The 12,377-nt window shown below is 62.6% G+C and carries 9 protein-coding genes; 1 reads left to right on the forward strand and 8 read right to left on the reverse strand.

Annotated features, from left to right (window positions below; translation table 11 throughout):
• Nucleotides 1-16 precede the first annotated feature (16 nt).
• The 8 genes from BW992_RS09230 to BW992_RS09265 form a co-directional block, all read right to left on the reverse strand.
• Nucleotides 17-1,354: a TldD/PmbA family protein gene (locus BW992_RS09230; protein ID WP_072390006.1), complete on the reverse strand. Its 1,338-nt coding sequence runs from the start codon at nucleotides 1,352-1,354 to the stop codon at nucleotides 17-19.
• A complete protein-coding gene (locus tag BW992_RS09235; RefSeq protein WP_076406050.1) occupies nucleotides 1,354-2,796 on the reverse strand; it encodes a TldD/PmbA family protein in 1,443 nt (480 codons plus the stop codon). The genes BW992_RS09230 and BW992_RS09235 overlap by 1 nt, the downstream gene beginning before the upstream one ends.
• Nucleotides 2,797-3,029: 233 nt before the next feature.
• Nucleotides 3,030-4,733: a choline dehydrogenase gene (gene betA, locus BW992_RS09240; protein WP_072389998.1), complete on the reverse strand. Its 1,704-nt coding sequence runs from the start codon at nucleotides 4,731-4,733 to the stop codon at nucleotides 3,030-3,032.
• Between the two features lie 214 nt (nucleotides 4,734-4,947).
• The gene (gene betB, locus BW992_RS09245; protein WP_072389995.1) at nucleotides 4,948-6,420 is read right to left on the reverse strand and encodes a betaine-aldehyde dehydrogenase; all 1,473 of its coding nucleotides are present in this window, start codon (nucleotides 6,418-6,420) and stop codon (nucleotides 4,948-4,950) included.
• 80 nt (nucleotides 6,421-6,500) lie between these two features.
• Entirely contained in the window at nucleotides 6,501-7,121 is a 621-nt protein-coding gene (gene betI / locus BW992_RS09250; protein ID WP_072389992.1) for a transcriptional regulator BetI, read from the reverse strand.
• Nucleotides 7,122-7,469: 348 nt separating this feature from the next.
• Nucleotides 7,470-8,648 carry a choline ABC transporter ATP-binding protein gene (gene choV / locus BW992_RS09255; protein WP_072389989.1) on the reverse strand — a complete coding sequence of 393 codons (1,179 nt, stop codon included), beginning with the start codon at nucleotides 8,646-8,648 and terminating at the stop codon, nucleotides 7,470-7,472.
• Nucleotides 8,645-9,490 carry a choline ABC transporter permease subunit gene (choW, locus tag BW992_RS09260; RefSeq protein ID WP_072389986.1) on the reverse strand — a complete coding sequence of 282 codons (846 nt, stop codon included), beginning with the start codon at nucleotides 9,488-9,490 and terminating at the stop codon, nucleotides 8,645-8,647. Before choW ends, choV begins: the two co-directional genes overlap by 4 nt.
• Nucleotides 9,491-9,553: 63 nt before the next feature.
• Complete coding sequence (locus BW992_RS09265) at nucleotides 9,554-10,501, reverse strand: choline ABC transporter substrate-binding protein (RefSeq protein ID WP_072389983.1); 948 nt, start codon at nucleotides 10,499-10,501, stop codon at nucleotides 9,554-9,556.
• 428 nt (nucleotides 10,502-10,929) lie between these two features.
• Here BW992_RS09265 and BW992_RS09270 point away from each other — a divergent pair, with 428 nt between their 5' ends.
• Nucleotides 10,930-12,306 (forward strand): L-serine ammonia-lyase, encoded by a 1,377-nt coding sequence (locus tag BW992_RS09270; protein WP_072389980.1) that lies wholly within the window; start codon nucleotides 10,930-10,932, stop codon nucleotides 12,304-12,306.
• The last annotated feature ends 71 nt before the right edge of the window (nucleotides 12,307-12,377 follow it).

The raw sequence follows: 12,377 nt of genomic DNA on the forward strand, positions 1-12,377 counted from the left end.
GCGTCTGGTCGAGTGCCTATAACGTCAAGGTCAAGCGCTTGACCAGCGCCCCCGGCAGCAGCATCGAGGCCGTGGCCCGCTGGCTGTAGGTGCTGGCCGAGAGCAGCAGTTCCCGCTCCCGGGTCAGGCCTTCGAGCTGCGAGCCCAGCAGGCTGTAGACGCTGTCGTCGAATCGCATGGTGCTGACCGGCGCCACGATCTGGCCGTTCTCGACCCAGAACGTGGCGAAGCGGGTCATGCCGGTCAGACGCGCGGCCGGCTGGTCCGAGTAGTTCAGGTACCAGAGGTTGCTGATGTACAGCCCGGTGCCGAGTTGCTCGAGGATGTCGCGTTGTTCCAGCAGGCCTTCCTTCATGTCCAGCGCCGTGGGGTATTCATAGCGGCTGGCGCCGTTGGCGGTGAGGCCGTATTCGGCGGCGCTGCGGGAGTTGACCAGGCGAGCGTTCGCCATGCCCTTGGCAATCAGCGCCAGGTCATCCCGTGGATAACCTTCGTCGGAGAATGCCGGGCTCAGGGAGCCGCTGACCTGCTCCGTCAGCCATACGTCGGGGCTGAAATGCGCTTCGTTGGCGTAAAACTTCTGCAGCGGGCTTTGCTTGCTGGCGATAGCCCGTGCCGAGAAACCGCCCCAGCTGAGCATGCCCATGATTTCTTCCAGCGCGGCCGGCGCCAGGTAGGCGCGGTATTCGCCGGGGGCGAGGGTGCGCAGCGGCTGGCCAAGAAACACCAGTTGCTGGCGGGCCTGCTCGAAGCGCCGGGCAAACCCTTCGCTGCTCCATTCGTGGCCGGCGTAGCTGGCTTTGACGGCCTGGCCGTTTTCGTGGAACAGGCTGAAGTCGAAGTTGAAACTGTTGGCCTGGTGCCAGCCAAATGCCCCCGAGGAACTGGCGAAGCCTCGGCTGATGGGCCCGGCGGCGTAGATGCCCACCAGGTCGAGGCCTTCGCCGGCGCGGGCGATTTCAGCCACGGCCTGCTCGGTTTCCGGCAGCGGCAGGTCCTGGACCTTATGGCTCTGCCAGTGGTCATGGTTGAGCAGCAGATAGGGATCAGGGGGCAGTAGCGGCAAGGTCTCGCGCAGCTGTTGCAAGCCTTCGGCCAGCCGTTGCAGGTCTGTCTCGATGTGGCCGGACAAGGTGATCTGCAGGTCGGCATGCCGCCCGTCGTCGATCAGCTTGAGGCTGACATTGGCCTGCTGCACCTGCCCGGCCTGGCGAACCTTGCCATGATTGAAGCGCACGAAGGCCGAGGACTCGGCGGCATAGCCCACGGTGAACCGCTCTGATTCGCGCAATGCACCGCGCAGCCAGTCCACCAGTGTCTTGAAGGCTGCGGCCTGATTGTTGACGGTACTCATCAGGCGTCCCCTCCGAACACATCGACATGGCTGAATACACACGCCGGCGACGCATGGCCGACGCGAATGACCTGGTTCGGCTCGCCCTTGCCACAGTTCGGCGTGCCCAGCACCTGGAGGGTCGAGGCATCGCCCACGGCCCGCAGGCTTTTCCAGAATTGCGCGGAAATCCCCCGGTAGTTGGGGTTCTTCACTACACCCTTGAGCTCACCGTTCTCGATCAACTGACCCCATTCGCAACCGAACTGGAACTTGTTGCGCGCATCGTCGATGGACCATGAGCGGTTGGTGCGCATCAGTACGCCCCGCTCGATGCCCTGGACCAGTTGTTCCAGGGACTGGTTACCCGGTTCGATGTTCAGGTTCGCCATGCGGTCGATAGGAGGACGGTTCCAGCCGCAGGCGCGGCTGTTGGCGACGCCGTCCAGGCCGGCGCGGAACTGCGACAGGGCGCCGCCCAGCGGACGCAGCAACCGGCCTTCGCGAATCAGGAACTGTTTGCTGGCCGCCGTGCCGTCGTCGTCATGGCTGTAGCTGGCCAGCTCTTCGGGAATGTCGGGATCGAAGGTCACGTTCAACAGGCTGGAGCCGTATTGCAAGTGTCCAAAGTCGCTGGCCTTGACGAAACTGGTGCCGGCGTAATTGCGTTCGTCCCCCAGGATGCGATCCAGCTCCAGCGGATGACCGATGGATTCGTGGATCTGCAGCATCATCTGGTCGGGCATCAGCAGCAGGTCCCGGGGTCCTTGGGGAGTATTCGGCGCCATCAGCAACTGCAGGGCCTGATCGGCGATATGCGGGGCGGCACCGATCAGGCCGCAGCGGCCGATCACATCGAAGCCACCCTGCTGGCCGAAGTTCTCGCGGCCCAGGGTGCGGGTCTGGCTGTCGTGGCCATCGAAGGCCGTGACTTCCAGGGACGGGTAGATGAAGCGCTGGGCCTGGCGCAGTTCGGCTCCGGCGCTGTTGAGGTAGATCTGCTCGACCTGGCTCAGGCCGATGCCGACTTGCCAATTCACCAGGCGCTCGTCCCGGGGCACTGCGGCCGACTCGTCGCCCAGCAACTGGTAGCAATCGCTCAGCGAGGGAAACGCCTGGTCGAAGTGGGGCGAGAAGTAATCGGCGCGGTCGCTGGAGACCGCTTGCTCGCGCAAGTCGAGCAGGGCATGGGGCTTGAGCCGCCGGGCCTGCTGCTCGGCCCGCTCCAGGGCAGCTTGCAGGCCGGCCTGGGACAGGTCGTTGGTGGCCGCGTAGGCCTCGACGCCGTTGACCCGGGCGGTGAGCATCGCGCCTTCGTCACGGTCCAGGCTGGGTGGTTCGGCGATGTTCTTGCGCACCGACAGATGCTGGCCGGACTCGCGCACGTAACGCAGGGAAAAGAAATCAGCGCCCGTGCGCAAGGCAGCGAAGCGCTGCTTGAGCTGGGGGTGGAAATCGAACATGGAACCTCCTTGTCTGGAGCGAGGGTGCAGCCAAGTGCGGTGCTTTGACGCGGCGGCCCTAGATTAGGCCCGGGGTGGGGGTGGGATCAAGGTAGAAGGGCATACCGGGGAGTCCAGGCGGACGCTATCGCGGGCAAGCTCGCTCCCACAGGGGGATCTTCAATGGTCACAAAATGTGCGTCCGCTGCGAATCCTTGTGAGAGCGAGCTTGCTCGCGATGGCGGTCCTGGGTCTTACTGAGCCATCGGCCCCACTTCCCGCAGCGGCTTGCCGCGAACTGGCGCGTCGCCGGCCACGTAGTACGGGGCGGTGCTGCGTGGCAATGGCTTGCGGCCACGGATCTTGTCGGCGATTTTCTCGGCGATCATGATCGTCGGCGCGTTCAGGTTGCCGGTGGTGATGATCGGCATGATCGACGCATCCACCACGCGCAACCCTTGCATGCCATGCACCCGGCCTTCGCCGTCCACCACCGCCATCTCGTCGGTGCCCATCTTGCACGAGCAGGACGGGTGGAACGCGGTTTCGGCGTGTTCACGGATGAACTGGTCCAGTTGCTCGTCGGTCTGCACCTCGATGCCCGGGCTGATTTCGCGACCCCGGAACGGATCGAGCGCCGGCTGCTGCATGATCTCGCGGGTCAGGCGAATGCCGTCGCGAAACTCCTGCCAGTCCTGCTCGGTGGCCATGTAGTTGAACAGGATGCTCGGGTGCTGGCGTGGGTCCTTGGACTTGGCCTGGATCCGGCCGCGGCTTGGCGAACGCATGGAGCCCATGTGTGCCTGGAAACCGTGCTCCTTCACACCGTTGCTGCCGTTGTAATTGATCGCCACCGGCAGGAAGTGGTACTGGATGTTAGGCCACTCGAATTCCGGGCGGGTGCGGATGAAGCCGCCGGCTTCGAACTGGTTGCTGGCGCCGATGCCGGTGCCGTTGAACAGCCACTCGGCGCCGATGGCCGGCTGGTTGTACCAGAGCAGCGACGGGTACAGCGAAACCGGTTGGGTGCAGGCATATTGCAGGTACAACTCCAGGTGATCCTGGAGGTTTTCACCGACGCCCGGCAGGTCGTGGACCACCGGGATGTCGAGGCTCTCCAGCAATTTGGCCGGACCCACGCCGGAGCGTTGCAGGATCTGTGGCGAGGCGATGGCGCCGGAGCACAGTAACACTTCCTTGCGCGCCCGGGCTTCGACGCGTTCTTCCGCGGCGCCCACCAGATAACGGACACCCACGGCACGTTTGCCTTCGAATAGGATCTTGTCGGTCAGGGCGTGGGTGACGATGGTCAGGGTCGAGCGCTTCTTGGCGATGTCCAGGTAACCGCGTGCGGTACTGGCGCGGCGGCCGTTGGGCGTGACGGTGCGGTCCATCGGGCCGAAGCCTTCCTGCTGGTAGCCGTTGAGGTCTTCGGTGCGGGGATAGCCGGCCTGTACGCCGGCTTCCACCATGGCGTGGAACAGCGGATTGTTGCCGGGCTTGGGCGTGGTCACGCTGACCGGACCGTCGCCACCGTGGTAGTCGTTGGGGCCGATGTCCCGGGTTTCCGCCTTGCGGAAATAGGGCAGGCAGTCAAGGTAGGTCCAGTCTTCCAGGCCGGGCAGCTTGGCCCAGTTGTCGTAGTCCAGGGCGTTGCCACGGATGTAGCACATGCCGTTGATCAGCGAAGAGCCGCCCAGGCCCTTGCCCCGACCGCACTCCATGCGGCGACCGTTCATGTGGGGCTCCGGGTCGGTCTCGTAGGCCCAGTTGTAGCGCCGGCCCTGCAGCGGGAACGCCAGGGCGGCGGGCATCTGCGTGCGAAAGTCCAGGCGATAGTCCGGGCCGCCGGCCTCGAGCAGCAGGACGGTGACGCCTTCGTCTTCGGTCAGGCGGGTGGCCAAGGTGTTGCCGGCCGAGCCCGCGCCGATGATGATGTAGTCGAATTCTTGGGACATGAAATGCACCCTCTTTTTGAATTGGGTTCAGGTCGTGGTTGCCTTGACGCCGCATAACCTGTGGCGAGGGGATTTATCCCCGTTCGGCTGCGCAGCAGTCGTAAATCAGCGACTGGGTTTGTCTGAAGAATGGGGGCCTTGGGGAGGGGCTGCTATGCAGCCCGCGGGGATAAATCCCCTCGCCACAACAGCGTTCACTCAAGGCCTCGTCCTATCAGAACACCGACGCGTAATCGCCCAGCTCGACCTGTACCGATTTGATGCGCGTGAAGTTGTTCAGCGAACTGATGCCGTTCTCGCGGCCCACGCCCGATTGCTTGTAGCCGCCCACCGGCATCTTGGCGTCGGATTCGCCCCAGGCGTTGATCCAGCAGATACCGGCTTCCAGCTGATGGATGATGCGGTGGGCGCGGTTCAGGTCGCGGGTCACGACGCCAGCGGCCAGGCCGAAGTCGGTGTCGTTGGCACGGCGGATCGCTTCTTCTTCGGTCTCGTAGGTGAGGATACTCATCACCGGGCCGAAGATTTCCTCGCGCACGATGGTCATGTCGTCGGTGCAGTCGGTGAACACCGTCGGGGCCACGAAGGCACCCTTGGCGAATTCGCCGTCGGTCAGGCGGCCACCGCCACACAGCAGGCGTGCGCCTTCGGCCTTGCCCTTCTCGATGTAGCCCAGCACGCTTTCCATGTGGGCGAAGCTCACCAGCGGGCCGAAGTTGGTGTTTTCGTCTTCGGGGTTGCCGATGCGGATGCGCGCCACGCGTTCGACGATCTTGGCCTCGAACGCTGCCTTGAGGTGGCTCGGTACGAACACCCGGGTGCCGTTGGTGCAGACCTGGCCGGAGCTGTAGAAGTTGGCCATCATCGCCGTGTCGGCGGCGCGATCCAGGTCGGCATCGTCACAGATGATCAGGGGCGATTTGCCGCCCAGTTCCATGGTCACGTCCTTGAGCGAAGAGCTCGAGGCGCTGGCCATGACCTTCTTGCCGGTGTCGGTGCCGCCGGTGAAGGAGACCTTCTCGATGCGCGGGTGCTCGGTCAGCCAGGTGCCGACTTCACGGCCGCTGCCGGTCAGGACGTTGAAGACTCCAGGCGGAACGCCGGCTTCGGTATAGATTTCAGCCAGTTTCAGGGTGGTCAGCGAGGTGACTTCGCTGGGCTTGAAGATCATCGCGTTACCCGCCGCCAGGGCCGGTGCGGATTTCCACAGGGCGATCTGGATCGGGTAGTTCCACGCACCGATGCCGGCTACGACCCCCAGGGGCTCGCGACGGGTGTAGACGAAGGAAGTGTCGCGCAGCGGGATCTGCTCGCCCTCGATGGCGGGGACCAGCCCGGCGTAGTACTCCAGCACATCGGCACCGGTGACGATGTCGACGTAGCGGGTCTCGGAATAGGCCTTGCCAGTGTCCAGGGTTTCCAGGGCGGCCAGCTCATCGTTGCGCTCGCGCAAGATATCCACGGCGCGGCGCAGAATGCGCGAGCGCTGCATGGCGGTCATCGCCGCCCAGACCTTCTGGCCTTTTTCGGCGCTGACGACGGCACGCTCGACGTCTTCTTTCGTCGCGCGCTGGACCTGGGCGAGCACTTCACCGTTGGCCGGGTTGATGGCTTCGAAGGTGGCGTCGCCGCTGGCGTCGCTGTATGCGCCATCGATGTAGAGTTTTTGCAGTTCGAAACGGGCCATAAATACCTCGCAAGTGCATGTGTGGTTGGCTTGGCCACCGGGTGTGTCGTCTATGGCTGACTACGCCGGGCGGTGACGGTTCAGGAACCGAGCGATTCTGTGTGCTCTGGTGTTCCTGCCTTGGCCAGTTGGAGATCCATGTATTCGTAAGCGATCCGGTGGGCCTGGGCGGTGTCGAACGCGTCTCCCGACAGCGCGCCGCGCAGCCACAGCCCGTCGATCAGGGCGGCCAGGCCCCGTGCCGCGCTGCGTGCCTCATCGATGGGCAGCACGCGGCGGAACTGGCTGCACAGGTTGGAATACAGGCGGTGATCGTTGATCCGCTGCAACCTGTGCAAAGACGGGTGGTGCATGCTGGTGGCCCAGAAGGCCAGCCAGGTTTTCATCGCCGGGCCGTTGACCTGGCTGGCGTCGAAGTTGCCTTCGATGATCACCTGCAGGTGCGCCCGTGGACTGTTGTCCTCCAGCGCCTGGCGACGTGCGGTGATGTTCTCGCTCAGCACCTTCATCAGGTGCAGCGCCGTGGCCGCGATCAGGCCGTTCTTGTCCTGGAAGTAATGACTGATGATGCCGTTGGAGACACCGGCCAGGCGGGCAATCAGCGCGATGCTGGCGTCCCCCATGCCGACCTGATCGATTGCCTGCAACGTGGCGTCGATCAACTGCTGGCGGCGGATGGGCTGCATACCGACCTTGGGCATTTGGGTGACTTCTCCTGGGGCTTGATGGTGAGGAAGAGTCTATTTTGTTTTGATTGAACGTTCAATCAACAAAAAACAGGTTCCATGACAAGTCGCCGCTTTTTGTCGGGATTACCCCGTATGAAAACCCCGCAATATGGCGTGCGAGGACTTTTTGGGATGTCTTCATGACACTCATCGGTTGGTGTGAAGGCCAGCCGCCGATTGATGGCTGGAATACTGTTGTGGCGAGGGGATAAATCCCCTCGCCACAGTTTGTTTGCATTCCAGGTCAAGCTTGTCAGGCAGTCAGCAGTGCACAAACGAAAACGCCTCGATGCTCTCGAGGCGTTTTTGCAGGGTTGAGGCTCAGCCCAGGTTCTTACCGAGCAGGGCGTGGTACAGCTCGCTGTCGCCAAGGATGCCGACCACTTTCTGGTTATCGTGGAGCACCAGCTTGTTGCCGGTCTGGTAGCGGATCTGCAACGCATCGCGCATGCCGATGTTGGAGTCCACCAGGGTCGGACGACGGCCCAGGCCCTCGACCGATTGCCCCGGTGCCCAGTTCTGCAGGTCCAGGACGGCTCCGTTCTGGCGAGCGCCCTTGATGGTGTTGCCTTCGGCCAGGTCGAGCCAGGAATCGCCGCCTGGGTCCAGGCACACCGAACCGTTGATGCGCTTGCAGTTGTCCAGGGTGCGCATCAGGCTGCGGCCGCACAGGACGTTGAGCGGGTTGGTATGGGCGACGAAGGTGCGCACATAGTCGTCCGCCGGGTTCAGCACGATCTCTTCCGGCTTGCTGTACTGGATGATCTTGCCGTCCTTCATGATCGCGATCCGGGTGCCCAGTTTCAGGGCCTCGTCCAGGTCATGGCTGACGAAGACGATGGTCTTTTGCAGTTTGCGTTGCAATTCCAGCAGTTCGTCCTGCAGGCCCTGGCGGATCAGCGGGTCGAGGGCGGAGAACGGTTCGTCCATCAGCAGGATGTCGGCGTCCATCGCCAGGGCGCGGGCCAGGCCGACCCGTTGTTGCATGCCGCCGGACAGCTCGTCGGGTTTCTTGTTGCGCCACTGGGTCAGGCCCACCAGCTCAAGCTTCTCATCCACCAGCTTGCGCCGTTCCTTCTCGGGACGGCCCTGCATTTCCAGGCCGAAGCTGATGTTCTCGCGCACTGTCAGCCAAGGCATCAGGGCGAATTTCTGGAACACCATGGCGATGCGCTTGGTGCGCATCATCTTCAGTTCGGCCGGGGAGCAGGAGGCGATGTCGATCTGGCGCCCTTCGTGCTCGACGAACAACTTGCCACGACTGACGGTGTTCAAGCCGTTGATGCAGCGCAGCAGGCTGGATTTGCCTGAGCCGGAAAGGCCCATCAGGACGCAGATTTCACCCTTCTCGATGGACAGGCTGGCTTTTTCCACGCCCACGATCAGGCCGGTCTGCTGCAGGATCTCCGGGCGCGAAAGCCCCTTGTCCAGCAGGTCCAGCGCGGCCTTGGGGCGGTTGGAGAAAATAACATCGACGTCTTCGAAACGAATGATGCTCATGCGTCACCCCCTACTTTGGCGTCGGGTTGTTTGCAGATTCGGTCAAGCATGATTGCCAGCAGTACGATTGCCAGGCCTGCTTCGAAGCCCAGTGCGATATCGGCGGTGTTCAGTGCGTTGACCACGGGTTTGCCCAGGCCATCGGCGCCTACCAGCGCGGCGATCACCACCATCGACAGCGACAGCATGATGCACTGGGTGACGCCGGCCGCGATGCTTGGCATCGCATGGGGCAGTTCGATGCGCGACAGGAGCTGGCGACGGGAGCAGCCGAAGGCCTTGCCAGCGTCCATCAGTTCTTCCGGAACGTCGCAGATGCCCAGGTAGGTCAGACGGATGGGCGCGGCAATCGCGAACACCACCGTGGAGATCAGACCCGGGACCACACCCAGACCGAACAGGGTCAGAGTAGGAATGAGGTAGACGAAGGTCGGTACGGTCTGCATCAGATCCAGTACCGGACGCATCATGGTGTAGAACATCGGCCTGTGCGCGGCAACAATGCCCAGCGGCACGCCGATCAGTACGCAGACCAGGGTCGCGAACATCACTTGCGCCAAGGTCTCCATGGTTTCCTGCCAGTACCCCAGGTTCAGGATCAGCAGGAAGGACGCAATGACGAATACCGTCAGGCCCCATTTGCGCTGGATGAAATGCGCCAGCAGGGCGATGAGGCCAATCAGCGCCAGGGGGTTGAACCAGGTCAGCGCAAACGTCACGCCGTGGATCATTGCTTCGAGTGACATCGCGATGGCATCGAAGGTATTGGCGCCGTGTTGCGTCAACCATTCGACAAAGCCGGCGATGTACTGGCCCAGGGGAATTTTCTGATCAATCAGCATGGTATGAACGTCCGCATGCAAGGGATAAACAGCCCGGGCGGGCGAACCCGCCCGGCATAACGATTACTGCGCCAGCTTGGCTTTCACGGCTTCCAGGCCAGGTTTACCGTCAATGGTGGTCACGCCAGCGAGCCAGGTATCGAGTACTTGAGGGTTTTTCTGCAGCCAGGCCTTGGCGGCGGCTTCCGGTTTCATCTTGTCGTCCAGCACGTTGCCCATCAGCTTGCTTTCCATGTCGACGGTGAACTCGAGGTTCTTCAACAGTTGGCCGACATTGCTGCACTCCTCGGTGTATCCCTTGCGGGTGTTGGTCGCCACGGTGGCGGCCCCGAAGTCCGGACCGAAGAAATCATCGCCACCGGTCAGGTACTGGATCTTGAAGCGTGTGTTCATCGGGTGCGGTGCCCAGCCGAGGAAGACCACGTCGGTGCCGCGCTTGGAGGCACGATCGACCTGCGACAGCATGCCGGCTTCGCTGGATTCGACGACCTTGAAGCCGGCGTCCTTCAGGCCGAAGGCGTTCTTGTCGATCATGCTCTGGATCAGACGGTTGCCATCGTTGCCCGGCTCGATGCCGTAGATCTTGCCATCCAGCTCTTTCTTGAATTTGGCGATGTCTTTGAAATCCTTGAGCCCTCTTTCATATAAGGCTTCGGGAACCGCCAGGGTGTACTTGGCGCCTGTGAGGTTGGTCCGCACGGTTTCCACGGTGCCGGCTTCGCGGTAGGCCTTGATGTCGTTCTCCATGGTCGGCATCCAGTTGCCGAGGAATACGTCCATGTTCTTGCCGTCGGCCAGGGACTTGTAGGTCACCGGTACGGAAATCATGGTGGTCTTGGTCTTGTAGCCCAGGGCCTGGAGAATCACGCTGGTGGTGGCGGTGGTCACGGTGATGTCGGTCCAGCCGACGTCGGAGAAGTTGACGGTGCTGCACTGTGGTGGCTCAGCAGCGTTGGCCAGCAATGGAAGACTCAGCATGGCGGCCAACAACAACGGCTTGGAACCTTTCATGAGTGGACTCCTGGTGTTTTATCGGCGGTATCCGGTCGGGGACAACCGCGCTTTGTTTGGATGTTGCGGTTGGTGGCGCGTGAACACTGTCTCGACACGCGGCCTTGAAAACGAGCCGTAACCGATCATGTACCAGTGCAAATCTGTCGCCTACAGGGTGGGTCGTATCCAGTACAGGGATGGTCGCATCCAGTGTCGGTGACGTCGTTTACAGATTTTTTCCACCCTCGGCGGGTCTCTGACACGCAAAAAAACGGCGTAGAACGCTGTCGGGAACAGGGCGACGTTGGTGGGCATGATTGCGTCGGTGTCAGACGTCGAACTCCAAGGCAAAAATCGGATGATGCGACCATCCCGGCGTTGAGCGTAGCAGCTCCGTCACCGGGCGCTCCTGCGCCCGGATGTGCCCGTTCTGGAGGTTCTAGGCAATGGCAATCAGCGTATTCGACCTGTTCAAAATCGGTATCGGCCCGTCCAGTTCCCACACCGTGGGACCCATGCGCGCAGCGGCGCTCTTTGTCGAGGCGCTGCGGGCCGGGTCGCTGCTGGAACAGGTGCGTCGAATCGAGGTGCAGTTGTTTGGCTCACTGTCGGCCACCGGCATTGGCCATGGCAGCGACAACGCGGTGATCATGGGCCTGATGGGGGAGTGGCCGGATGCAATCGATCCGTCCCGGATCGGCCCGCGCATCGAACAACTGCGGGAAACCGAGACGCTGTTGCTGGACAGTCGTTTGCCCGTGCCTTTTATCTGGTCCCGGGACATGCGCCTGCTGGACGAAAACCTGCCATTCCACCCCAATGCCATGACCCTGGTGGCCGAGGGTGACAACGGTGAGCTGCACCGCGACACCTACTATTCGGTAGGCGGTGGCTTCGTCGTCGACCAGGCCCAGGCTTCCAGCGGCGTGGTGGACCTGGACACCACCGAGCTGCCTTACGATTTTTCCAGCGCCCAGGAGCTGCTGGACCTGTGCCGGCGCCACAACCTGCGGGTGGCCGAATTGATGATGGCCAACGAGAAGGTCTGGCGCTCGGAAGAAGACATTCGCAGTGGTCTGATGAAACTCTGGCGAGCCATGCAGGATTGCGTCGAGCACGGGCTCAAGCACGAAGGCATCCTGCCGGGCGGCTTGAATGTGCGCCGGCGGGCGGCCAAGTTGCACCGTAGCCTGCAGGAACTGAACAAGCCGAATGTCATCGGCTCGACCTTGAGCGCCATGGAGTGGGTCAACCTGTATGCCCTGGCGGTCAACGAGGAAAATGCCGCCGGCGGGCGCATGGTCACGGCGCCGACCAACGGCGCGGCGGGGATCATTCCGGCAGTGCTGCATTACTTCATGAGATTCAGCGAAGACGTCACCGACGCCAACGTGGTGGATTATTTCCTCGGGGCGGCGGCGGTGGGCATCCTGTGCAAGAAGAATGCGTCGATCTCCGGTGCCGAAGTCGGTTGCCAGGGCGAAGTGGGCTCCGCCTGCGCCATGGCGGCGGCGGGCCTGGCGGAGATCCTGGGGGCGACACCGGAGCAATTGTGCAACGCGGCGGAAATCGGCCTGGAGCACAACCTTGGCCTGACCTGCGACCCGGTGGGCGGCCTGGTGCAAGTGCCGTGCATCGAGCGCAACGCAATTGCCGCGGTGAAAGCCATCAATGCCGCGCAGATGGCCCTGCGCGGCGACGGCCAGCACTTCATCTCCCTCGACCGGGTGATTCGTACCATGCGCGATACCGGTGCCGACATGCATGACAAATATAAAGAGACATCGCGTGGCGGATTGGCGGTCAGTGCGGTGGAGTGCTGACCCGCAGTATTCACAATCCTGTGGTGAGGGGATTTATCCCCGCTGGGCCGCGAAGCGGCCCTCTATGTTTC

Origin of the sequence: Pseudomonas sp. 7SR1 (assembly GCF_900156465.1) — a bacterium.
Classification (GTDB): domain Bacteria; phylum Pseudomonadota; class Gammaproteobacteria; order Pseudomonadales; family Pseudomonadaceae; genus Aquipseudomonas.

Coding starts and splice junctions, on each gene's coding strand:
- BW992_RS09230 (WP_072390006.1), bottom strand. CDS start 1,354: ATGAGTACCGTCAACAATCAGGCCGCAGCCTTCAAGACACTGGTGGAC.
- BW992_RS09235 (WP_076406050.1), bottom strand. CDS start 2,796: ATGTTCGATTTCCACCCCCAGCTCAAGCAGCGCTTCGCTGCCTTGCGC.
- betA (WP_072389998.1), bottom strand. CDS start 4,733: ATGTCCCAAGAATTCGACTACATCATCATCGGCGCGGGCTCGGCCGGC.
- betB (WP_072389995.1), bottom strand. CDS start 6,420: ATGGCCCGTTTCGAACTGCAAAAACTCTACATCGATGGCGCATACAGC.
- betI (WP_072389992.1), bottom strand. CDS start 7,121: ATGCCCAAGGTCGGTATGCAGCCCATCCGCCGCCAGCAGTTGATCGAC.
- choV (WP_072389989.1), bottom strand. CDS start 8,648: ATGAGCATCATTCGTTTCGAAGACGTCGATGTTATTTTCTCCAACCGC.
- choW (WP_072389986.1), bottom strand. CDS start 9,490: ATGCTGATTGATCAGAAAATTCCCCTGGGCCAGTACATCGCCGGCTTT.
- BW992_RS09265 (WP_072389983.1), bottom strand. CDS start 10,501: ATGAAAGGTTCCAAGCCGTTGTTGTTGGCCGCCATGCTGAGTCTTCCA.
- BW992_RS09270 (WP_072389980.1), top strand. CDS start 10,930: ATGGCAATCAGCGTATTCGACCTGTTCAAAATCGGTATCGGCCCGTCC.